This window comes from Janthinobacterium sp. GW822-FHT07H11 (assembly GCF_058798615.1).
Genome location: NZ_CM179507.1, coordinates 5,777,738 through 5,800,364, shown reverse-complemented (window position 1 = coordinate 5,800,364; position 22,627 = coordinate 5,777,738). Strand labels below are relative to the sequence as shown.

Here is a 22,627-nt window from a genome sequence, read left to right as displayed (position 1 = left end):
TCGTTGTCTGGGTCGTCTGTATTTGTCTGGACGGGATTACTGGGCGCCGCGCTGCTGCTGCAGCTGGAACAGCCGGTTCGGCACCAGCTTGCCCATGCCGTGGCGCTGCGCGTGCGCCAGCGCGCCGGTGGTGAATTCCTGCGCCGCCACCACCACCTGCGGCACGTCGTCTTCATTGTCCGCCAGGGCCAGCAGGGCGGTGGCGGCTGCCGACAGGGTGCTGCCGGCGCCGTTGAAGATGCCGGGCAGGTGGCGCCACTCGTCGTGGCGTACCACGCCGTCTTCGCCGAACAGGGTATTGGCGCGCAGCTTGCCTTCGCCCGTGCCAGTCTTGCTGGCGTCGGCCGGCATGCCGGTGACGAGCACGTATTCGCAGCCCAGCGCCACCAGGTAGTCGACGTCGTTTTGCAGCGTGTCGTCCGGGTCGGCGTCGCGCCAGGTTTCGGCCAGGCGTTCCAGTTCCACCGGCGAGAGCACCAGCAAGGTCGTTTGCGGGATCAGGAGCTGGCGCACGGCGGTGAGGATGTCTTCGTCGTCCATGCCCTGTTCCGGCAGCGCTGAAATAAAGGGATCGAGGATCAGCGGCACGTTCGGATAGTCGGAAACGATTTCGGCGATGGCCGTGACGTTTTCCACGCTGCCCAGCGCGCCGATCTTGATGGCCGACACGGACATGTCTTCCAGCAGCACGCGCGCCTGGTCGGAGACCCAGTCCGGGTCGATCGCCTGCACGTCTTCCACGCGCGCCGTATCGCTGATCAGGAGGCCCGTGGTGACGGACAGGCCGTGGCAGCCGAAGGCTGAAAAGGTGGCCAGGTCGGCCTGGATGCCGATCGCGCCGACAGGATCGGACACGCCGAAGCTTAATATGAGGGGAGAAGTTTGGTTTTGCACGGCGGGTAGATTAAGATACCTAATTCAGCATTTTACTTGATTGAAGGGTGGCAGAACGTGAGTAGCAACGAAACAACGCAGCAATTCCAAACGTGGATGTGTCTTATTTGCGGCTGGGTTTATGATGAAGCAGCCGGCCTGCCCGACGAAGACATCGCTCCCGGCACGCGTTGGGCCGACGTTCCGATGAACTGGACCTGTCCTGAATGCGGTGCGCGCAAGGATGATTTTGAAATGGTGGCCATTTAAGTAATCTTAATCGATAAGCATGCCATGCGGCGCGCCGGCAGGCTGGCAACGGCGTTTGCCGGCAGCATATGCTATGGTATGAAAGATTGCCGAATAATCAAATGACGAGTCCGCTATTGCCCGAAGTCTTGCCAGCTGCCGCCGGCGCGACGATCCTGGTCATCGACGACAGCGCCACCATGCGCTGCTCGGTCGGGAAATACCTGGGCGAGGCGGGCTATCGCGTGGTGGTGGCGGAGAACGGCTTCGATGCGCTGGCGAAGATCGGCGATTGCCGTCCCGCGCTGATCGTGTGCGATATCCTGATGCCGCGCCTCGATGGCTACCGCACTTGCGCGCTGATCAAGGCCAGCGCCGAGTTTCATGCCACGCCGGTGCTGATGCTGTCGTCGAAAGAGGGCTTGTTCGAGCGCGCGCGCGGCGCCATGGCTGGCGCCAGCGCCTGCCTGGCCAAGCCGCTGACGCGCGAGGCGCTGCTGGCGGCCGTGCGGCTGCATTTGGCCAGCCGTTTTTAGTACGATTGAAAGCAAGGAAGCAGATGTCCATACACACAATTCTGATCGTCGATGATTCGCCGACAGAACGTTACTACCTGAGCCAGATGCTGGTGCGCGCCGGTTACGCCGTCACTACGGCGGAAGATGGCGCCGACGCGCTGGCACAATTGAAGCAGGCCAGGCCCGACCTGATCCTGATGGACGTGGTGATGCCCGGTGCGAATGGCTTCCAGATCACGCGCGCGATCGCGCGCGATCCCGAGCTGCAGGACGTGCCGGTGATTATCTGCTCCAGCAAAAGCCAGGAAACGGACCGCATCTGGGGCCTGCGCCAGGGCGCGCGCGATTACCTGGTCAAGCCCGTGGTCGAAGCCGACCTGCTGGCCAAGATCGCGGCGCTTTCCTAGGCAATGCGGACGATGCCCGGCAATGGCGCGCCTGTCGCCGCTTTCCTGCCCGCCGCCGCCCTGCCGAGCATCGAGGCAGGCGCGCGGCAGGGGCGCCTGCGCCAGTACCAGTTGCAGTTGCTGGCGCGGGTGCAGGCCGCGCGCAGCGGCGCGCTGGCCGCACGCAAGGAATTGGGCGTGATGCTCGGCGGTCAGCGCTGCCTGCTGGACCTGACGCAACTCGGTGAAATCGTCATCCCTGCCGGCATGCAGATCCAGGGCGTGCCGCTGGCGCAGGACTGGTACCTGGGCCTGGCCGCCATGCGCGGGCGCCTGACGGCCATCATCGACCTGGCGCGCTACATGGGTCAGGCGGCCTGCGTGCCGGGCGCGGACAGCCGCATCATCACCTTTGCGCCGCGCCTGGGCATGAACTGCGCGCTGCTGGTCGAGCGCGTGCTGGGCTTGCGGCAGCAGCGCGAAATGCGCGCCTGCGCGCCGCTGCACCACGCGCTGCCGTGGGCCGCACACACGCTGCGCGACAGCGAACAGCAACGGTGGCTGCGCCTGGACCTGGCGCTGCTGGCGCAATCGGAGCGCTTCCTCGACGCCGGCTTTGGCGGCCTGCCGCTGCACAAGGATATCGGCTGATGGGTGCACACTCTCCGATCCTGGCGTCCGGCATGCCCGAAGCGGACAGCGGCGGCCAGGCCGAGGCGGCGCTGCCGGCCGACCTGCCGCTGCGCCTGCGCGACGCGCTGGGACGGCGCAAGTCGCTGGCCAGCGCGCCGGCGAGCGACTTGAAGCTGCCGCTGATCGGCCACTTGCCGCTGCAAAAACAATTGAGCATCCTGTCGACCGTGATGGCCCTGAGCCTGGCGGCCAGCCTGCTGTTCGTGGGATTGAACACGCGCAGCGGCAATATCGCATCAGCGCAGACGCAGCTGGCCAGCGATGCGCTGATGCATTCGCAGCGCATCGGCAAGGCGGCGCCGAACGCGGTACAGGGCAATCCGGACGCGTTCCGCCAGCTCGAGGAAAGCCGCAATGAACTGAACCAGGACTTCCGCCTGATGGTGCGCGGCGGGACGTATCACGGCCGCGACATCGGTGAATCGCGTTCCGGCCTGCTGGCGGCGGTGGCCGACGCGCGCCGGAAATGGGCCAGCAGCGACCGCGCCGCCAGCACCATCCTGCGCCTGAAAACGGAACTCGGCGAATTCGACAAGACTTTGCAGCAGTTGAACGCGCTGTCGCCGGAGTTGCTGGCACAGGCCGAGGAAATCGCCGCGCTGAAGGTGCAGCGGGGCGGCAGCGGCCGCGAGCTGGCCGTCATCGGCCGCCTGATGATGCTGAGCCAGCGCATGAGCCGCAGCGCCAGCGAATTCCTCGGTTCCGGCAGCATCAGTTCGGAAACGGCATTTTCGCTGGGACGCGACACGACTTATTTCCGCGCCGCCGTCGAAGGACTGCTCAACGGCAGCGTTTCGCTGCAGCTGGCGGCCACGCGCGACGTGCAGTTGCGCGAGCAGCTGGTGGCCCTGAAGACGAGCTTTGACGCCTACCAGAAGCTGGTGTCGTCAATCCTCGACCGGCTCGATAAATTCAGCTCGGCGAAAAGCGCGGAGCAGCTGATCTTCAGCGAAAACGAAGACTTGCGCCAGCGCCTGACCCTGTTGCAGCAGATGTACCACGCCAACCAGGAAACCCTGGGCCTGGCTTTCTGGCTGATGGTGGCTGGCGTGCTGCTGACCCTGGTTGCGGCGGCCGGCATCGGCCGCGTGCTGCTGCAGGATTCCGTCAACCGCACGCGCGAGGCCGAGCGCCGCCGCCAGGAAGCGGAAATCCAGCGCCTGCTGTCGCAGGAAAAGGAAGAACAGGCGAAGGCCACGAATGAGCAGAACCAGGCGGCCATCCTGCGCCTGATGAACGAATTGCAGAAAGTGGCCGATGGCGACCTGACGGTGCAGGCCACGGTGTCGGCGGACATCACGGGCGCCATCGCTGATTCCGTCAATTACACGGTCGAGGAGCTGCGCGGCCTGGTGGGGCGCGTGACGGCCACGGCCGAGCAGGTGAACCGCGCCTCGACGCAGGCGCAAAGCATTTCCAGCAAGCTGCTGATCGCTTCGCAGCAGCAGTCGCGCGAAATCCAGGGCGTCAGCGCCACGGTGGTCAAGATGGCCAATGCCATTACCGACGTGTCGAAGTCGGCCAGCGAATCGGCCGACGTGGCGCGCCAGTCGGTGGCGGCCGCGCTGCAGGGATCGACGGCGGTGGAAAACGCCATCAAGGGCATGCATGAAATCCGCGAGCAGATCCAGGACACGTCCAAGCGCATCAAGCGCCTGGGCGAGTCGTCGCAGGAAATCGGCGAAATCACCGAACTCATTTCCGACATCACCGAGCAGACGAACGTGCTGGCGCTGAACGCCGCCATCCAGGCCGCGTCGGCCGGCGAGGCGGGACGGGGTTTTTCCGTGGTGGCCGAGGAAGTGCAGCGCCTGGCCGAACGCTCGGCCGCCGCCGCCAAGCAGATCGGCGCGCTGGTGCGCACCATCCAGGCCGATACCCAGGATGCCACCAAGGCGATGGAGACATCGACGCAGGGCGTGGTCGAAGGCGCGCGCCTGTCCGATGCCGCCGGTGCCGCGCTGAACGACATCAGCCAGGTGTCGAACCACCTGGCTGAACTGATCCAGGGCATTTCGTTCGCCACCGGCACGCAGGCCGGCTCGGCCAGCGGCGTGGCCCTGAACATCCAGCATATCCTGAGCGTGACGGAGCAGACGCAGGATGGCACGCAGCAAACGGCGCAATCGATTCATAAGTTGTCGATGCTGGCGCAGGAATTGAAAAACTCGGTGTCGCGCTTCCGCGTCGCCGCCTGAACGCGGCGCCATCCGATGGCGCCGCGTGTTGTGCGTATCGACTTTTGCGTTACGAATTCTTTACCGAGGCATGCATGAGTACACCTGATAGTCCGCAGCAGTCCAAGCCGTTCGACAGCGAGCCCCTGTCATGGGTGATGGTGGAAATCCGCGAAGCGCTGGGCCGTTCGAAAACCGCCCTGTTCGAAGCGGGCGGCCGCGAGCGCGAAGAGCGCGCCACCGCGCTGCAGCACGCGCGCTCGCACCTGCACCAGGCGCATGGCGCGCTGGTGATGGTCGATGTGGCCGGTGCCAGCATGCTGGCGGCGGGCGCGGAACAGGCGCTGGCGCGCTTTCGCGACGGCAGTCTGGAATACACGGTGGACCATGCGCAGGTGGTCGCCGAGCTGTATCAGGCCCTGCTCGAGTACCTGGAAGACCTGGTGGCCGGCACGCCGCCGCAGCCGCTGCGCTTGTTCCCGTATTATCGGGCGCTGCACAGCATGCTGGGGGCCGAACGCATCCACCCGGCCGACCTGTTTTTTCCACCCGCCGCCATGCGCGAGGGCCACGCCATTGCGCTGGCCGACCAGCCGCCAGCGGCCGACTACCCGGCCTGGCGCGGCCGCTTTGAAAAATCGCTGCTGCCTTTCCTGAAGGCGCAGGATGCCGCGACGCGGCGCCAGCACGCGGCCGTGCTGCAGCAGACCCTGGCCTTGGTGGCCGACGCGCAGCACGAAGCGCCCGCGCGCACCTTCTGGTTCGCCATGCAGGCCTTTGCCGAATTGGCCGCCGGCGAACAGGACGAAGGCAGCGCCGCGACTGCCTTGTACGTCAAGCAGCTGTTCGGGCTGATCAACCTGCAATTGCGCCGCCTGGCGCAAGGTACGGCCAGCCTGCCCGAGACGATGCTGCGCGATGCGCTGTTCTTCATCGCCGGCGCCACCGAGCCGACGCCGGCGGCGCGCCAGCTGCGCGCGGCATTCGACCTCGACGGCCTGGTACCGGCCGACGTGGAGGCGCGGCGCTATGGCCAGGTGGACCAGGCGGCCTTGCAGGGCGCGCGCGCGGCGCTGGCGCAGGCGCGCGCCAGCTGGCGCCGGCTGACCGATGCCGACCTCGATCCCGCGCACGGCGAGGCATTCGAACAATCGTTGCAGCAGGTGGCGGCGCATGCCGATGTCTTGAAGCTGCCGGCCTTGGCCAGCTTGCTGCGCCAGTGCGCAGCCGTGGCGCGGCAGGCGGTCGTGAACGGGCGCAGCGCGGCACTGGAGCAGGAAATCGGCACGGCGCTGCTGTTCGCCGACACCGGCCTGGAGCAGCTGCGCCGCCTGCCAGACGATTTCGCGGGCAATGCGGAAACCATCGCCGCGCGCCTGCAGGCCTTGCTGGCTGGCGAGGCGCCGCCGGTGGCGACGGGCGAGCTGTCGCGCCAGATTGCGCAAGGGCAGACCGTCGCCGCGCTGGCCGAGACGATGAAGGGCGGCCTGCGCCAGGTGGAAAAACTGCTCAATGCGTATTACTCGGATGGTTCGCAGCAGGCGGCGCTGGCCGGTGCGGCGCCCGTACTGCGGCAATTGCGGCAGGAGCTGAGCGGATTGGGGCAGCAGGATGCCAGCGCCGCCGTGCAGCAAGTCGAGGCGGCCATATCGCAGCTGCTGCAACTGGCGGCGGGCGAGGCGACGGCGGGCGCGCGGGCCGCGGCGCTCGACGAGATCGCGCAGAATGTCAGTGCATTGGGCTTCTTTGTCGATATGCTGGGCCGCAACGCGCAAGCGGCCATGGGACGCTTTCATTTCGATGCGGGCGCCGGCACCTTCCGTGCGCTGCCGTTTGAAAAGGTGGCCGCCGCCGGCGCCGTACCGCTGCTCGACCAGGCCTTGCCGCCTGCCCTGCCGTCCGCCATCGCACCGGTACCGGCGGCCGCTGTCGATGCCGAGATGCTCGACATCTTCATCGCCGAGGCGCGCGAAGTGCTGGCCTTTATCGATGCTACCCTGGCGCTGCCGCGCGAGCAGGCGGCCAGCGGCGAACACCTGGCCATGCTGCGCCGTTCCTTCCATACGCTCAAGGGCAGCAGCCGCATGATCGGGCTGGCGCAGTTTGCCGAGGCGGCCGGCGCCATCGAGCGCGTGATGAATACCTGGCTGGCCGAGGCGCGCCCCGCCAGCGACGACTTGTTTACCTTGCTCAATTACGGCTGGTACCAGCTCAGCGAGTGGGTGGCCGAGCTGGAAGGCGGCGCCGGCCGCGAGCGCGAAGCCGGCATGCTGCTGCTGGCGGCCGACCGCGTGCGCGAAGGCGGCCCGTTCGAGTTGCGCAAGCCGCGGGCTGTCGCGGCCGAGCCGCCGGTGTCCAGGGCGGCCGCGCCGCTGGTCAGCAACGGCAATGTGATCGGCTTTCCGTCCGTCACCGCACCGGCCCTGCACGAGGCACCCGACGATAATCTGAAACATGTGGGCGAGCTGCGCATCAGCCTCCCTCTGTACAACATCTACCTGGCCGAGACGGACGAATTGCTGCGCGTGCTGACGCGCGACTTCGGCGAGTGGCGCCACGAGCAGCGGGCCGTCAGCTTTGAGGCGCTGCAGGCCGTGCACACCCTGGCCGGATCGTCCGGCACGGTCGGCTTCCAGGCACTGCGCGACCTGGCGCATGCGCTGGAGACCGCCATCGAAACGGTGGTGCCGCCGCTGGCGGGCTTGCAGGACAGCCAGCACGACGTGCTGGAGCAGGCCACGCAGTGCATTGCGCGGATGCTGCAGGCGTTCGCGCTGGGCGAACTGGCGCCGGCGCAGCCGGAGACGGTCGCCGCGCTGCATGCGCTGTGGCGCGCACTGACGGCGCCGCCGCTGGACGCTGCCACCGGCGACGCCGCCGGGCGGCTCGATGCGCTGTTTGCCGCCACCTACGCCAGCATCGTCGGCACCGCGCCGCCCGCCGCCGCCATGCCCGCCGCACCCGCTGCGCCGATGGCGCCGGAAGCACCCGGCCCGCTCGATGCGCTGTTTGCCGCCACCTATGCCAGCATCGTCGCCGATGCGGCGCAGCGTCACAGCGTCCCCGCGCCACTGGCGCAGGAAGCGGCGCCGCAGCCTGCCTTGCCGCTGGCGCCAGAAACCAGCGCGATCGACGACCTGTTCGACTCCGTCTTCGATGCGGCGCCCGCCCTGCAGCACGCGGCGCCGGAAGGGGTGGCCGCCGAGCCGGATGCGCCGCCGCCCGCCATCGTGCCGGCTGACGCGGCCGCGCTGCTGGCGGCCAGCGCCGGCATCAGCGATGAACTCGACCTCGATTTATTGTCCGTCTTCCTGGAGGAAGGTGCCGACCTGTTGCCGCAGATTGGCGAGGCACTGCGCAGCTGGCAGCAGCAGCCGCATGACAGCAGCCAGGCGCAGATGCTGCTGCGGACGCTGCACACGGTCAAGGGCAGCGCGCGCATGGCCGGCGCCATGCGCCTGGGCCAGCATGCGCATGAAATCGAGACGCATATCGAAAACATGCTGCACGCGGGCACCGCCACGCCACAGGCCTTCGAAGAATTGCTCGGCCATTACGACCACGCGCTGCACCTGTTTGAACAATTGCAGCAGCCGCTGCTGCCGCTGCCCGGCATGGAAGACACGCCCGCCGCCGAACCGAAGGCGGCCCTGGTGCGCGTGCGCGCCGATATCCTCGATCGCCTGGTGAACCAGGCCGGCGAAGTGTCGATCACGCGCTCGAAAATGGAGAATGAAGTGGGCGTGCTGGGCGCCTCGATGGCGGAATTTTCGGATAACCTGGCGCGTTTGCGGCGCCAGCTGCGCGAAGTGGAAATGCAGGCAGAATCGCAGATCGCCTCGCGCATGGCCGTCGGCAGCGAGCGCGAATTCGACCCGCTCGAATTCGACCGTTTTACGCGCCTGCAGGAACTCACGCGCATGATGGCCGAAAGCGTCAACGACGTGGCGTCCTTCCATGAAAACCTCAGCCACAGTGTCGACGCCGTCAGCGACGACCTGGTGCTGCAGGGGCGCCTGACGCGCGAACTGCAGCGCGACCTGATGCAGATTCGCATGGTGCCGTTTGCCAGCATCGCCGAACGCTTGTTCCGCGTGGCGCGGCAAAGCGCCAAGGAAGTCGACAAGCGCGTCAACCTCGATATCCGTGGCGGCGGCGTAGAGATCGACCGCAGCGTGCTCGAACGCATGGCGGCGCCTTTCGAACACCTGCTGCGTAATGCCATCGTGCATGGCGTGGAGCCGCGCGCGGCGCGCCTGCAGGCGGGCAAGAGCGAGACGGGCGAACTGCTGCTGCAGGTCAGCCAGCAGGGCAATGAAGTGGCGATCGCCTTTTCCGATGACGGCGCTGGCCTGGACCTGGAGCGCATCCGCGCCAAGGCGCACGGCGCCGGCCTGGTGGCGACGGACGCGCCATTGACCGACGCACAGGCGGCCGAGCTGATTTTTACGCCCGGCTTTTCCACCGCCGACAGCCTGACGGAATTGGCCGGACGCGGTTTTGGCATGGACATCGTGCGCTCCGAGGCGCTGGCCCTGGGCGGGCGCGTGGAAACGGTGACGCAGGCGGGCCTGGGCATGCGCTTCACCATCCACCTGCCGCTGACCCTGGCCGTCACGCAAGTGGTGCTGCTGGCGGCGAACGGCAAGACATATGCCTTGCCGTCGGTGCTGGTGGAGCAGGTGCTGCACCTGAAAGGCGAGCAGCTGGAACAGGCGCGGGCGGCCGGGTGCATCGAGTCGCATGAACAGTCGCTGGCACTGCATCATCTGTCGGCCATGCTGGGCGAGACGCCCGTGGCGCAGAGCGTGCAGCGCCATGCGCCCGTGCTGCTGCTGAGGAATGGCAACGACAGGCTGGCGCTGCAGGTTGACGATGTGCTGGGCAACCGCGAGGTCGTGGTCAAGCACGTGGGGCCGCAACTGGCGCGCATGCCCGGCATCGCCGGCGCCACGGTACTGGGCACGGGCGATATCGTGTTGATCCTCAATCCGGTGGTGCTGGCGCAGCACCTCGAGCACCACCCGGAACTGCTGTCGCAGTATGCGCTGGCCAGCAGTGAACAGCATGCCGCGGCAAGCGGGCTGGCCGCGCCGCGCGCCTGCGTGATGGTGGTCGACGATTCGCTGACGGTGCGCCGCGTGATGCAGCGCCTGTTCGAGCGCGAGGGTTACCAGGTGCTGCTGGCGAAGGACGGCGTCGATGCGCTGGAACAGCTGCACGAACTGGAGGCGGCCGCCATGCCGGCGCTGCTGCTGGTCGACGTGGAAATGCCGCGCATGGATGGTTTTGATTTGACGCGCAATGTGCGCAGCGACGACAAGACGCGCGCCATCCCCGTCGTCATGATCACTTCGCGCAGCGCCGACAAGCACCGCAAGCACGCGTTCGAACTGGGCGTCAACGCGTATTTCGGCAAGCCGTTCCAGGAAGAGGAATTGCTGGCCGAGGTGGGACGCTTGCTGGCCGACGGTGGGGCGTAGGTCGGCTTAGCGCGCAGCGCGTAAGCCGACACCACCACAAGCGCCAGCCAACACCGTTATCGGCTTACGCCGCCACCTTCACAACGGCGTAGCGCGCCAGGGTCTCCTTGCGTGCCTCGTCGTGCTGCACGATGGGTTCCGGATAATCGCGTCCCAGCACGATATCCTTTTGCTCGAGCAGCATGCGCGGCACCAGCCATGGCGCGTGGATTTCCTTGTCTCCCAGCGCCTTCAATTGCGGCAGGTAGCGGCGGATGAAGCGTCCGCCGGCATCAAATTTTTCCGACTGCGTGATGGGATTGAAGATGCGGAAGTAGGGCTGGGCATCGCAGCCGGATGACGAGGCCCACTGCCAGCCGCCGTTGTTCGAGGCCAGGTCGAAGTCATTCAGGTGCAGCGCGAAATACGCTTCGCCGCGGCGCCAGTCCAGCCCTAAGTCCTTGATCAGGAAGCAGGCCGTGACCATGCGCAGGCGGTTGTGCATATAGCCTGTCTGGTTCAGCTGCGCCATGGCCGCGTCGACCAGCGGATAGCCGGTGCGGCCCTCGCACCAGGCGGCAAAGGCGGCATCGGCCTGCGGTCCCGTCTCCCATGCGATGGCGTCGTAGGCCGGTTTGAAGGCGCCGCCTTCCACGTGCGGATTCTGGTACAGGATCATGGCGTAGAAATCGCGCCAGATCAGTTCGGCCAGCCATACGGGCGCGCCATCGCCGCCGCCGCCCCGGTCCATCAGGTCGACCACGCTGCGTACCAGGTAGCGCAGCGAGGTGGTGCCGAAGCGCAGATGCATCGACAGGTAGGACGGACCTTTCAGGGCGGGAAAGTCGCGTGCCACGTCGTACCTGGCCAGGCGCGGCAGGAAATCCTCGAACAGCCTGGTCGCGCCCGACATGCCCGTGGGAATGGCCAGTTCGGCCAGGTTGCTCGCTTCGAAACCCAGCTCGCCCAAGCTGGGCAGGGGCGACGGCGTGCCGGCGCGCGGCGGCGCCAGGCTGGCCGCATGCGGTTCGATATCGAACGGCGCCAGGCAGGCCGGTTCGGCGCGCATTTTCTTCAGCCAGGCGTTCTTGTACGGCGTGTAGACGGTGTAGGCCTTTTGCGACAGCGTCAGCACCTCGTCCTTTTCAAAGATGACCTGGTCCTTGAAGCTGAACCACAGGCGCGCGTCGTGCGTCAGTGCCGTGGCCACGCTGGCGTCGCGGGCGATCGCCAGCGGTTCGTAGTCGTGGTTGGCAAAGACGGCGTCTGCGTTCAATTCGGCCGCCAGGTGCGGAATCGCCTCGGCCGCGTCCGCGTGCAGCACGATCAGGTCGCCGCCAAGCTGGCGCAGTTCGGCCGCCAGTTCGGCCACGCTGGCATGGATGAAATCGACGCGCCTGTCGCGGCGCGGCAGTCCTGCCAGGATGGCCTTGTCGTAAACAAACACGCAATGCACGGCCTGGCTTTGGCGCAGGGCGTGATGCAATGCAGCATGGTCAAACGCGCGCAGATCGCGCCGGAACCATACCAGGGAAGTCTTGATTGTCATTATTTCGCGTGTTCAGGGTCAAAGATAGGCTATTTTTTGCCGCCAACAGGGCTTTATGGCCGCTCGCGTCATGCCTTTGGCGTCGCTGCGGTGGCAATTCAGTGTAAACTACCGGGTATGTTCGTGGCGCTTTATGTGCGACAGCGATTTTGCAATCAATTTTACATTGGCATTGAAATGCGCCTGCAGGCACAGCGAATTGATCATTAATTTACAATATAACAAGAATAGCGTCTGGCAACACGGTGCGCGCCGCCCAGGATGCGCGGCCGCTTGCGCCAGGCGTACGATAGCGGGGTAAGCGAGACTTGCCAGCAAGCCCACAGAGAGAGCATCGCGTATGAAAAAGAGTAAAATCGACCAGACTCTACCAGGACATCGATTGATGCAAGGTGTCGGGGAACCGGCTGCCACCGGCTCTTCCACCCTGAATCTGGCCAATCACTTCCTGATTGCGATGCCGGCCATGCAAGACCCGATCTTCGGCGGCACGGTCGTGTATGTTTGCGAACATAACGAAAACGGCGTGCTGGGTGTCGTCATCAACAAACCTACCGACATGACCATGGAAGTGCTGTTCGAGCGCATCGACCTGAAACTGGCGGCCGGCAGCGATGCCCCCATCGTCAACGAACCGATCATGTTTGGCGGCCCGGTGCAGGACGACCGCGGCTTCGTGCTGCACACGCCGGGCGCGCGCTATTCGTCGTCGCTGACGGTGACGGACGAAGTGGCGTTTACCACGTCGATCGACGTGCTCGAAGCCGTCGCCAAGGGCGATGGTCCCGAGCGCATGCTCGTTTCCATCGGCTACTCGGGCTGGAGCCCGGGCCAGCTGGAAGACGAAATCGGCCGCAACGGCTGGCTGACCGTGGGTGCCTCGGCCGATATCCTGTTCGATTTCCCCATCGAGCAGCGCTATGTGGCGGCCATCAAATTGCTGGGTATCGATCCGCTGATGCTGGCGAGCGAGGCTGGCCACGCATGAGCGGTGATGCCATCGACACCATCCTCGCCTTTGATTTCGGCCTGAAACGCATCGGCGTGGCCATCGGCAATACCATGATTTGCCAGGCCAAGCCGCTCAGCGTGATCACGGCCACGGCGAACGAGCCGAAGTTTGCCGCCATCGCCAGCCTGGTCAAGGAGTGGGGCGCCAGCCGCATCGTCGTGGGCCTGCCCAGCCACCCGGATGGCACGGAACACGAGATGAGCGCGCGCTGCCGCCGCTTCGCCAACCAGGTGCATGGCCGCTTCAACCTGCCCGTGGAACTGGTCGACGAGCGTTACTCCTCGGCCGTCATCGCCGCCAAGCGCGGCGAAGTGATCGACGACCGCGCCGCCGCCGTCATCCTGCAACAGTATTTCGACGCGAATTATTAATCTGACCTTAGCCTCCATTCCTGAATGATTAAGAACTCTATGCCGCATCCTACAAATCCTTCCCAACTCGACGCCGAGGCCCTGTATGCAGATTTGCTGCAGCAGGTGCGGAGCGGCCTGGCCGGTGTCAACAATGTGGCCATCGTCGGCATCCATTCGGGCGGCGCCTGGCTGGCCGAACGCCTGGCGCGCGACTTGAGTCTGCTCGACCGCCTGGGCGTGCTCGACGTCTCGTTCTACCGCGACGACTTTGCCCAGAAGGGCCTGCATGCGGACGTCAAGCCGACGCAAATCAGCTTCGACGTGGCCGGCGCCACCATCCTGCTGGTCGACGACGTGCTGTACACGGGCCGCACCACGCGCGCCGCCATCAACGAATTGTTCGACTATGGCCGTCCGGCGAAGATCATGCTGGCCGCCCTGGTCGACCGCGGCGAACGCCAGCTGCCGGTGGCCGCCGATTTCGTGGCCGCCTTCACAGCCGTGCCGCCGGGCCAGGCCCTGGTCCTGAAGCAAGCCGACGATGGAAAATTCACGCTCACCATAGATACCCACCATGCTTAATCCGCAACTGAATAAACACGGCGAACTGCAACACCTGCTGACGATCGAAGGCTTGCCGAAGTCTATCGTCAACCACATCCTCGACACCGCTTCCTCGTTCGTCGGCATCTCCGACCGCGACGTGAAAAAGGTGCCGCTGATGCGCGGCAAGAGCGTTTTCAACCTGTTCTTTGAAAACTCCACGCGCACGCGCACCACCTTCGAAATCGCCTCGAAGCGCCTGTCGGCCGACGTCATCAACCTGAACATCCAGGCCTCGTCGGCCAGCAAGGGCGAGTCCCTGCTCGACACCATCGACAACCTGTCGGCCATGCATGCCGACATGTTCGTCGTGCGCCACGCGCAGTCGGGCGCGCCCTACCTGATCGCCAAGCACCTGATCGACACGAAGCAGCCGCACGTCCATGTGGTCAACGCGGGCGACGGACGCCACGCGCACCCGACCCAGGGCCTGCTCGACATGTACACGATCCGCCACTACAAGAAGGATTTCACCAACCTGACGGTGGCCATCGTGGGCGACATCCTGCATAGCCGCGTGGCCCGTTCCGACATCCACGCGCTGACTACCCTGGGCGTGCCGGAAGTGCGCGCCATCGGCCCGCACACCCTGCTGCCGGGCGGCCTGGAGCAAATGGGCGTGCGCACCTTCACCAACATGGATGAAGGCCTCAAGGGCGTGGACGTGATCATCATGCTGCGCCTGCAGAATGAACGCATGAGCGGCGCGCTGCTGCCGTCGGCGCAAGAATACTTCAAGAGCTATGGCCTCACGCCCGAGCGCCTGGCGCTGGCCAAGCCGGACGCCATCGTCATGCATCCGGGTCCGATGAATCGTGGCGTGGAAATCGATTCGGCCGTGGCCGACGGTCCGCAGGCGGTGATCCTGCCGCAGGTGACCTTCGGTATCGCCGTGCGCATGGCGGTGATGAGTATTTTGGCTGGTAATCAGGGCTGATAGCCCAAGGACGAGTAAGCGAGCATGACGACACTACATATCAAGAACGGCCACCTGATCGACCCTGCCAATGGCATCGATGGCTTGCAAGACCTGTTTATCGCCGACGGCAAGGTGATCGCCGTGGGCAGCGCCCCGGCCGGCTTCAAGGCCGACACCACCTTTGACGCGGCCGGCCTGGTGGTTTCCCCCGGCCTGGTCGACCTGTCCGCGCGCCTGCGCGAGCCCGGCTACGAATACAAGGCGACCCTGGAATCGGAACTGCAGGCGGCCCTGCAAGGTGGCGTGACTAGCCTGGTGTGCCCGCCCGATACCGATCCCGTGCTCGACGAGCCGGGCCTGGTGGAAATGCTGAAATACCGCGCCAAGACGCAGAACAAGGCCCACGTGCACCCGCTGGGCGCGCTGACCATGGGCTTGAAGGGCAAGTCGCTGACGGAAATGGCGGAACTGACGGAAGCGGGCTGCATCGGTTTCGCGCAGGCGGAAGAGCCGATCGAGGACACCACCGTGCTGCTGCGCGCCATGCAGTACGCGAACACCTTCGGCTACACCGTCTGGCTGCGCCCGCAGGACCCGCACATCGGCCGTGGCGGCATCGCCCACAGCGGCCCGCTGGCCTCGCGCCTGGGCTTGTCCGGCGTGCCCGTGATGTCCGAGACCATCGCGCTGCACACGATCTTTGAATTGATGCGCGCCAGCCGCGCGCGCGTGCACCTGTGCCGCATTTCGTCGGCGGCGGGCCTGGAACTGATCCGCGCCGCCAAGGCCGAAGGCTTGCCCGTCACTTGCGACGTGGGCGTGCACCATGTGCACCTGACAGATGCCGACATCGGCTTCTTCGATCCGAACGCGCGCGTCACGCCGCCGTTCCGCAGCCAGCGCGACCGCGATGCGATCCGCGCCGGCCTGCTCGACGGCACGGTCGACGCCATGTGCTCGGACCACACCCCTGTCGACGACGATGAAAAACTGCTGCCGTTCGGTGAAGCCTCGCCAGGCGCCACCGGCCTGGAACTGCTGCTGTCGCTGGCCCTGAAGTGGGCCGACGACTATGCGCTGGCGCAGCCGCAGGCGGGCGCTCGTCCGCTGGCGCGCGCCGTGGCCAAGGTCACGTCCGATGCGGCCCGTGTCGCCGGCATCCCGGCAGGCAGCCTGGCCGTGGGCGAAGCGGCCGACATCTGCGTCTTCGATCCCGCCGCGCGCTGGACCGTGTCGTCGGCGTCGCTGGCCAGCCAGGGCAAGCACACGCCTTTCCTCGGCTATGAGCTGAGCGGCATCGTCAAGGCGACCATCGTTGCCGGACAGGTGGCGTTTCAGCGCTAATTTTTTGTATCGGAGCCGTAGGTCGGATTAGCGGTACGCGTAATCCGACAAGTCCATGGCGGCTCCTGTCGGCTTACGCAGCGCCTCGCGGGTGCTGCCAAGCCGACCTACGCGGCTGCATGGCTTTGCTTCCAACCTTGGTGTCATTTGAAACTTCTGCTTACCTACCGCCTCGCGCGCATCGCCATCCACCTGGGCTGCGGCATGGCCAAGAGCGCCGTGCTGTTCCCCTGGCTGGACCTTGAAGGGCGCAACCGGCGCATCCGCCGCTGGTCGACCCAGCTGCTCGACATCTGCGGCGTGCACGTGGCGCAGCCGGCGGCCAGCGTGCCCGCGCTCGACCATGCGATGGTGGTGGCGAACCACGTTTCGTGGCTCGACATCTTCGTCATCAATGCCGTGCACCCCTGCCGCTTCGTCGCCAAGGCGGAAATCCGCGCCTGGCCCGTCCTCGGCTGGCTGGCGGGGCGCGCCGGCACCATCTTCATTTCGCGCGGCAGCAAGCGCGACCTGCGCCTGATCTTCCAGGGCCTGGTGGATAAATTGACGGCGGGCGAGCGCATCGCGTTCTTCCCCGAGGGCACGACCGCCGCGCAAGGGCAGATCCTGCCGTTCCACGCCAACCTGTTCGAGGCGGCCATCGATGCGCAGGTGCCGGTGCAGCCGTTCGCGCTCGTGTACGTGGATGACAAGGGAGCGCTGCATCACGCCGTCGATTTCATCGGCGAGATGAGCTTCGCGCAAAGCATGGTGGCGATCCTGAGCGGCCCGCCGATCACGGCGCGCCTGACCTGCCTGGCGCCAGTGGCGACGGTTGATGCGCACCGCCGTGAACTGGCGGCGGCAACGCAGGCGGCGGTGGCCGCTGCGCTGCCGCTGGAAAAGGCGGCCTAGTTTTTGACGTGCAGCCAGCGCGCATGCGCGGCGCGGGCCAGGTAGTCGAGGATGTAACCTAACATCCCGATCAGCACGATGGCGGCCATCAGTTCCGAATACGCGAGGCGGTCGCGCGTGTCGAGGATGAAGTAGCCGAGGCCTGCCGACACGCCCAGCATTTCCGCCGGCACCAGCACGATCCAGATGATGCCGATGGCCAGGCGCACGCCCGTCAGGATATCGGCCGTAATGCCCGGCAAAATGACCTTGAAGACGATCTCGCTGCGCGTGGCCGACAGGCTGCGCGCCAGCAGCAGCCAGTTCGGGTCGAGCCGCGCCACGCCGGCCGCCGTATTGAGCAGGATCGGCCAGACGGCCGCAAACGCCAGCAGGAAGTACACGGGCGCGTCACCGACGCCGAGCACCATCACGGCGATCGGCATCCACGACAGCGGCGAAATCATGCGCAACAGCTGGAACAGCGGCATGGCCGCGCCGGAAAAGCTTTTCGACATGGCCACCAGCACGCCCAGCGGCACGCCGATGACGATCGCCAGCCCCAGGCCGACAGCTACCCTTTGCAGGCTCAATACCACGTGCAGCCAGATATCCGAGCCGCCCAGCATTTCCCGGAACGCCAGCGCCGTGGGCAGCGGCGCAAAGGCGGTGGCGATCGGCGTGGATTTCTCCAGCGCCGTCACGCCCATGGACCACAACAGCAAGGCACAGGCCAGCCCCACCAGGGGCAGGCCGAACTTCGTGAACAACTTGCTTGCCATCGTCAGACCGCCACGGTTTCGCTGCGCAGCAGGTTGGCCGGCAAGCCGAAGGCGGCCGGGCCGCCGACTGCCGTGATGGCCTTGCGCACGAAGCGGTCATCGACCAGGTCGCGCGCGGCGAATTTCGGATCGAGATTGGCCAGGAAGCGCGTATCGCCTTCGACCTTGGTGCGGCCGATGGCGCGCACCAGTTCTTCCGTGTACGACGCAAACGGATATGGCTGGAAGTCGATGCGGCGCTGCTGCCAGTTCTTGTGCACGATCAGGCCCTGTTTTTCATAGCCGGCGTAGTCGGTGGTGGCCAGCACCTTGGTCAGCACCTGCAGCGGATGCGGCGTGTAGCGGTGCTCGCCCACGTTCGACAGCAGCTTGGCCGTGTCGACCTGGTTCGAGCGCGTCCACAGCTGCGCCTTGACGATGGCATTGGTGACCTTCTGCGCCCATTCGGGACGGGTATTGATGTCGCGCTCGGATAGGAAGGTGACGCAGCACGCGTGGTTTTTCCACACGTCGCCCGAGAAGCGCAGGATCTTGCCGATGCCGGCGTTTTCCGCCGCCGCATTGAACGGCTCGGCCACGATGTAGCCGGCGATCGACTTGCTGGCCAGCGCGGAAACCATTTCGGCCGGCGCCAGCACGATCAGGTTGACTTCATTCGGCTTGATGGCCGCGTTGCGCGCGCGCGTGACCGGGCTCAAGCCGTTCGAGGACAGGATTTGCTGCAGCAGGATGTTGTGGATCGAGTACCAGAACGGAATGGCGACCGTGCGTCCGCCCAGGTCGGAGACCTTGTTGATCTCGTTGGCCACCGTCAGCGCGGAACCGTTGACGTGGTTCCAGGCCACGACCTTGGCCGGGAACTTGGCGCCGTAGCGCACCCACAGCGTGGCGGGCGAGAGCAAATGGATGACGTTGACCTGGCCGGCGACGAAGGCTTCGATGATCTGTGCCCAGCTGCGGAACAGGCGCGGCGTTTCCGCCTGCAAGCCTTCCGCCTCAAACAGCTTGCGCGCGTGCGCGACGAGCAGCGGGGTGGCGTCGGTGATCGGCAGGTAGCCGATCTTGACGGGCTGGTCGTCGCCTTTCGGGCCTTGCTGGGCCATGGCGTCGCCGGCGAACAGCAATGGCGAGGCGACGCTGGCCGTGGCCAGCGCCGACATGCGCAGGAAGTCGCGCCGCGTCAGGCCGCAATCGCAGTCGGAGGAGGCACAGATGTGCAGGGGTTTGTTATCTGCTTGGAGGGACATGAGAGTGTTCCGGTCAATTAAAGGGGGGCGAGCGACGCTTGCTGGTCCTGCGTTTGCAGTTTTTGCAGGGCGTCGAGGATATCCATCTTGAGGGCGATCACGTCGGCGCTATGGCCGATGCGGGGCTGGGCGATGGCGACGGGCCATTCGCGCACGATGTTGCCGGGCTTGCCGCCCATGAGCAGGATGCGGTCGGCCACGAGGATGGCTTCGTCGATATCGTGCGTCACCAGCAGCACTGCTGTGTGCCAGCGGTGCACCACGTCCACCAGCAACGATTGCATCTCGGCGCGCGTGATGGCGTCGAGCGCGGAAAACGGTTCATCGGCGAACAGCAGCTCCGGTTCGCGCGCCAGCGCACGGGCCAGCGCCACGCGCTGCGCCATGCCGCCCGACAGCGCGGATGGATACAGCTTTTCGCGGCCCTTCAAACCGACGGCTTCGATGGCTTGCGCCACGCGCGCCTGGTGCGCGTCGCGCGTGAGTTGCGGCTGGTGCTTGAAGTCCAGGCCGAAGCCCGCGTTGCCCATGACGTTCAGCCAGGGTAACAGGCTCGCCTGCTGGAAGACGAGCGCGCTGCGCGGGTCGGGTTCGCGCATGGGAGCGTCGAGGAACTGGATTTCGCCCGTCGACGGCGGCTGCAAGCCGGCCAGCACGCGCAGCAGGCTCGATTTGCCGCAGCCGCTGCCGCCCAGCAGGCAGACGATTTCACGCTTGCGCACGCCCAGCGAGACGTGCTGGAACACGGGTGCTGTGCCCGGATAGGCGTAGCTCAGGTCCTGCGCCTGCAGCGCCCAGTCTTGCGCGTCCATTGCTGCCGTCATGCCGGGGCTCCCGCCGCCTTTGCTGCCTGCTGGCTGTCGAACAGCTGCAGTGCCGCCTGCAATTGCGTCAGGCTGGGCGTGACGATGGGGATGAACGACGATTCGCGCCAGCGGCGGGCAAAGCCCTGCTGCTCGGCGTTCAGGTAGGCGCGTCCGCCCATGGCCTGCAGTTCCAGCATCAGCGCCTGTTGCAGCAATTCGGCCAGCTGTATGCGCAGGCGGAACATGGCCGGCGCCTCTTTCTTGAAACGGCCATCGTGCACGCCGGCCAGCAGGGTAGCGACAGCCGACTCCAGCGTCGCTTGCAGCGCTTCGATGCGCGGCGTGAGCTGGTTGCGCGAACCGGCGGAAATCTGCGCCGCCTGCGCCAGGCTGGCGCGCGCCAGGCCGATCGATAGTCCGCATTGCATGCCGAGGAACGATGGGCGCACTTGCGGCAGCCAGGCCGGCGCATTGTCGCTGATGATGTCGCCGGCCGGGATATGCACCTGGGCCAGCTTGACGGAAGCCGTATTGCTGCCGCGCAGGGCGATCAGGTCCAGGTCGTCGCCGCGCTGCACTCCCTGCGCGCCGCTATCGAAGGCGACGATGGCCGGCGGCGCGCCATCGGTCGGCGCGACGGCCGCCGCCGCGACAAAGCCCGCCTTGCGCAAATTCGTCACCCACGCCAGGCCGCCGTCGACGAGCAGGCCATCGGCGTGGCGCGTGCCGGTAATTTGCAGTTGCTCGATGCCGGACAAGAATTTCATGGCGTTCGACAGGCCGCTGGCGCCGGCCTGCGTGCCCGCCAGCAGGGCCGGCAAGCGGCGCTCGGCCAGCGCGCGGTTCTCGCTTTGCAGCAGGAATTCGATGAAGCAGCGCTGGCCCCAGAAGACAAAGGCCGCCGTCACCGATTGCTCGGCCACTTTGGCGATGGCGTCGATGGCGTCGCGCACGTCGCCGCCCGCGCCGCCATGCTGCTGCGGCACGCCGATGGTCAGCAGCTTGTCGCCGGCCAGCGCCGGCAGTACTGTCTCAGCCAGCTGCGACGACTGGTCGAGCTGGTCGGCATGCATGTGCAGCCAGTGATTGAGGTGGCCCATGTCAGACGGCACCGGGCAGGTAGGGCGTCAATTGCGGATTGACGGGGGTGCCGGCCAGGCTGTTGGAGAAATTGCACAGAGTGGCCAGGCTGATGCCGAGCACGACTTCCAGCGCCTGCTGCTCGTTGTAGCCGGCGGCCAGGAAGGCTTGATACTCGCTGTCGGCAACGGCGCCGCGCGTGGCGATGACGGCCGTGGCGAAGGCGGCGACGGCATCGAGCCTGGCGTCGCCGGTGGGCTGGCCATGCTGCAGGGCGCGCACGATGGCGGGCGTCTGGTCGGCCTTTTTCAGCGAGATGGCGCTATGGCCGGCAATGCAGAAGTCGCAGCCGTGGATGCGTGCCGCCGTGATCTGCACCACTTCGCGTTCCATCAGCGACAGGCTGGCGCGCGCATTGATGCCGGAGACGGTCAGATACGTTTCGAGTGCCAGTGGCGCATTGGCCAGCACGCCGATCAGGTTGGGCAGGTAGCCGTTGTTGGCGATGGCCTTTTCCACGAAGGGGCGGCTCTCGGCCGGGGCGGTATCGAGCGTGTGCAGAGTCAGACGGGACATGGGTCACCTTGCTAAGTTGGTAAGTCGTCCCCCATTATATCGGCCAGGCCTGGCGCGCGACAGACGTGCGCGTCGGCCTTTTGTGCTCGTTCGTCTTTGATTGCGTCGCCCTTGATCTCAGTTGGCCAGCTGGCGCAGGCGCTGGTCGCGGCGATACGCGCCCGGCTGTTCGCCGGTGACGCGCTTGAAGGCGCGCGTAAAGGCGGCGTGCGAGCGGTAGCCGACCAGTTCGGCCGCGCGTTCGACGGAAGCGCCGTCGTGCAGCCGGCGCGCGGCGATTTTCATGCGCAGCAGGAGCAGGAACTGGGCTGGCGAGTGGCCGCTGGCGCTGGCGAAATGCTTGCAGAAGGTGGCGCGCGACATGCATGCCGCCTTGGCCATGTTTTCGATCGACCAGTCTTCGGCGGGGGCATCGAGCATGCGTTCGAGCAGCGGCGAGAATTCGGGCCGGTGCAGCAGCGACAGCAGGCCCGTTGCCACCTGTTCGCCCTGCGCCACGTGGCGGATCAGGTAAAAGAACAGCAGTTCGACCAGGCGCGCGATCAATGGCGATGGCTGTTCCGGGTCGCCGCCGGCCTCCGCCAGAATCAGGTCGAACAGCGAGGCGGCGGCGCTGAAGGCGGGCGCCTCGCCGCGTATCAGCAGATAGGGCGGAAACGAGTCGACGATCAGTGCCGAAAGGGCGCCACGGAACTGGAAAAAGCCGCAAGCCAGCGCCGTCGCCGGGCTGTCGGTCGGCGTTTGCACAGGCAGCATCGCCTGCGCGTGCGCCGCCTGCCGCGGATCGCTGTGGGGACTGAGAAAGTGCGGCAGGTCACGCAGCAGGAAGACGCCGTCGCGCGGACCGAGCGCGATTGGCGCCGCGCCATCGAGATGCAGGTAGCAGTGGCCGTCCAGGACCAAATGAAAGCTGCCCAGTTCCCGTCCTGCCGTGGAGGCGCGCCAGCGGCCGCAATACTGGCCCACGTGCAGTACCGCGGTATCGAGTGCTATGCTGCCGAGCAGCCAGCGCGCCAGCCTGTCGCTGTCAGGATTCATCGGTTCGAAGAGGCAAAAGCTGCATCATACGACGCCTGGAGGCCACGGCAAAAGACTGAATCGGACTAAGCATATGCGGCGCGCATC

At 66.1% G+C, this 22,627-nt stretch carries 20 protein-coding genes; 12 read left to right on the top strand and 8 right to left on the bottom strand.

The genetic code is table 11. The annotated features are described in order from the left end of the window. Positions 1-36: 36 nt before the first annotated feature. The gene (gene thiD, locus AC3RCJ_RS25615) at positions 37-894 is read right to left on the bottom strand and encodes a bifunctional hydroxymethylpyrimidine kinase/phosphomethylpyrimidine kinase (RefSeq protein WP_492957080.1); all 858 of its coding nucleotides are present in this window, start codon (positions 892-894) and stop codon (positions 37-39) included. A gap of 96 nt (positions 895-990) precedes the next feature. On the opposite strand from thiD, the gene AC3RCJ_RS25610 reads away from it, so the two are divergent. From AC3RCJ_RS25610 to AC3RCJ_RS25585, 6 genes are all read left to right on the top strand, one after another. Next, the gene (locus tag AC3RCJ_RS25610) at positions 991-1,143 is read left to right on the top strand and encodes a rubredoxin (protein WP_038488910.1); all 153 of its coding nucleotides are present in this window, start codon (positions 991-993) and stop codon (positions 1,141-1,143) included. A 101-nt stretch (positions 1,144-1,244) separates the two neighbouring features. Further along, positions 1,245-1,658 (top strand): response regulator, encoded by a 414-nt coding sequence (locus AC3RCJ_RS25605; RefSeq protein ID WP_492957079.1) that lies wholly within the window; start codon positions 1,245-1,247, stop codon positions 1,656-1,658. Positions 1,659-1,681: 23 nt separating this feature from the next. Then, positions 1,682-2,047: a response regulator gene (locus AC3RCJ_RS25600; protein ID WP_492957078.1), complete on the top strand. Its 366-nt coding sequence runs from the start codon at positions 1,682-1,684 to the stop codon at positions 2,045-2,047. Between the two features lie 12 nt (positions 2,048-2,059). Next, entirely contained in the window at positions 2,060-2,677 is a 618-nt protein-coding gene (locus tag AC3RCJ_RS25595) for a chemotaxis protein CheW (protein ID WP_492957077.1), read from the top strand. After that, complete coding sequence (locus AC3RCJ_RS25590; RefSeq protein ID WP_492957076.1) at positions 2,677-4,917, top strand: methyl-accepting chemotaxis protein; 2,241 nt, start codon at positions 2,677-2,679, stop codon at positions 4,915-4,917. The genes AC3RCJ_RS25595 and AC3RCJ_RS25590 overlap by 1 nt, the downstream gene beginning before the upstream one ends. A gap of 74 nt (positions 4,918-4,991) precedes the next feature. After that, positions 4,992-10,379, top strand: a complete 5,388-nt coding sequence (locus tag AC3RCJ_RS25585) for an Hpt domain-containing protein (protein ID WP_492957075.1) — start codon at positions 4,992-4,994, stop codon at positions 10,377-10,379. A 64-nt stretch (positions 10,380-10,443) separates the two neighbouring features. Here AC3RCJ_RS25585 and AC3RCJ_RS25580 read toward each other — a convergent pair whose 3' ends face one another. After that, the gene (locus tag AC3RCJ_RS25580; RefSeq protein ID WP_492957074.1) at positions 10,444-11,907 is read right to left on the bottom strand and encodes a cryptochrome/photolyase family protein; all 1,464 of its coding nucleotides are present in this window, start codon (positions 11,905-11,907) and stop codon (positions 10,444-10,446) included. Between the two features lie 385 nt (positions 11,908-12,292). On the opposite strand from AC3RCJ_RS25580, the gene AC3RCJ_RS25575 reads away from it, so the two are divergent. The 6 genes from AC3RCJ_RS25575 (at position 12,293) to AC3RCJ_RS25550 (ending at position 17,032) form a co-directional block, all read left to right on the top strand. Next, complete coding sequence (locus tag AC3RCJ_RS25575; RefSeq protein ID WP_492957073.1) at positions 12,293-12,895, top strand: YqgE/AlgH family protein; 603 nt, start codon at positions 12,293-12,295, stop codon at positions 12,893-12,895. Beyond that, positions 12,892-13,290: a Holliday junction resolvase RuvX gene (gene ruvX / locus AC3RCJ_RS25570; RefSeq protein WP_492957072.1), complete on the top strand. Its 399-nt coding sequence runs from the start codon at positions 12,892-12,894 to the stop codon at positions 13,288-13,290. The genes AC3RCJ_RS25575 and ruvX overlap by 4 nt, the downstream gene beginning before the upstream one ends. A gap of 39 nt (positions 13,291-13,329) precedes the next feature. Further along, complete coding sequence (gene pyrR / locus AC3RCJ_RS25565) at positions 13,330-13,854, top strand: bifunctional pyr operon transcriptional regulator/uracil phosphoribosyltransferase PyrR (protein WP_492957071.1); 525 nt, start codon at positions 13,330-13,332, stop codon at positions 13,852-13,854. Beyond that, a complete protein-coding gene (locus AC3RCJ_RS25560) occupies positions 13,847-14,812 on the top strand; it encodes an aspartate carbamoyltransferase catalytic subunit (protein WP_034746695.1) in 966 nt (321 codons plus the stop codon). Before pyrR ends, AC3RCJ_RS25560 begins: the two co-directional genes overlap by 8 nt. Positions 14,813-14,836: 24 nt before the next feature. Beyond that, complete coding sequence (locus AC3RCJ_RS25555; protein WP_492957070.1) at positions 14,837-16,138, top strand: dihydroorotase; 1,302 nt, start codon at positions 14,837-14,839, stop codon at positions 16,136-16,138. A 147-nt stretch (positions 16,139-16,285) separates the two neighbouring features. Then, on the top strand, positions 16,286-17,032 hold the full coding sequence (locus tag AC3RCJ_RS25550; protein WP_492957069.1) for a lysophospholipid acyltransferase family protein: 747 nt from the start codon (positions 16,286-16,288) through the stop codon (positions 17,030-17,032). On the opposite strand, the gene AC3RCJ_RS25545 is transcribed toward AC3RCJ_RS25550, so the two are convergent. The 6 genes from AC3RCJ_RS25545 to AC3RCJ_RS25520 all read right to left on the bottom strand — a co-directional run bounded on the left by AC3RCJ_RS25545 (position 17,029) and on the right by AC3RCJ_RS25520 (position 22,540). Next, positions 17,029-17,793 (bottom strand): ABC transporter permease, encoded by a 765-nt coding sequence (locus AC3RCJ_RS25545; protein WP_492957068.1) that lies wholly within the window; start codon positions 17,791-17,793, stop codon positions 17,029-17,031. The genes AC3RCJ_RS25550 and AC3RCJ_RS25545 overlap by 4 nt on opposite strands. A gap of 2 nt (positions 17,794-17,795) precedes the next feature. Continuing rightward, complete coding sequence (locus AC3RCJ_RS25540; RefSeq protein WP_492957067.1) at positions 17,796-19,040, bottom strand: ABC transporter substrate-binding protein; 1,245 nt, start codon at positions 19,038-19,040, stop codon at positions 17,796-17,798. Positions 19,041-19,057: 17 nt separating this feature from the next. Next, positions 19,058-19,864, bottom strand: a complete 807-nt coding sequence (locus AC3RCJ_RS25535) for an ABC transporter ATP-binding protein (protein WP_492957066.1) — start codon at positions 19,862-19,864, stop codon at positions 19,058-19,060. Continuing rightward, positions 19,861-20,946, bottom strand: coding sequence for an acyl-CoA dehydrogenase family protein (locus tag AC3RCJ_RS25530; RefSeq protein WP_492957065.1), 1,086 nt, complete (start codon positions 20,944-20,946; stop codon positions 19,861-19,863). The genes AC3RCJ_RS25535 and AC3RCJ_RS25530 overlap by 4 nt, the downstream gene beginning before the upstream one ends. A 1-nt stretch (position 20,947) precedes the next feature. Beyond that, positions 20,948-21,502 carry a carboxymuconolactone decarboxylase family protein gene (locus AC3RCJ_RS25525; protein WP_492957064.1) on the bottom strand — a complete coding sequence of 185 codons (555 nt, stop codon included), beginning with the start codon at positions 21,500-21,502 and terminating at the stop codon, positions 20,948-20,950. A 117-nt stretch (positions 21,503-21,619) separates the two neighbouring features. Continuing rightward, on the bottom strand, positions 21,620-22,540 hold the full coding sequence (locus AC3RCJ_RS25520) for an AraC family transcriptional regulator (protein WP_492957063.1): 921 nt from the start codon (positions 22,538-22,540) through the stop codon (positions 21,620-21,622). Between the last annotated feature and the right edge of the window lie 87 nt (positions 22,541-22,627).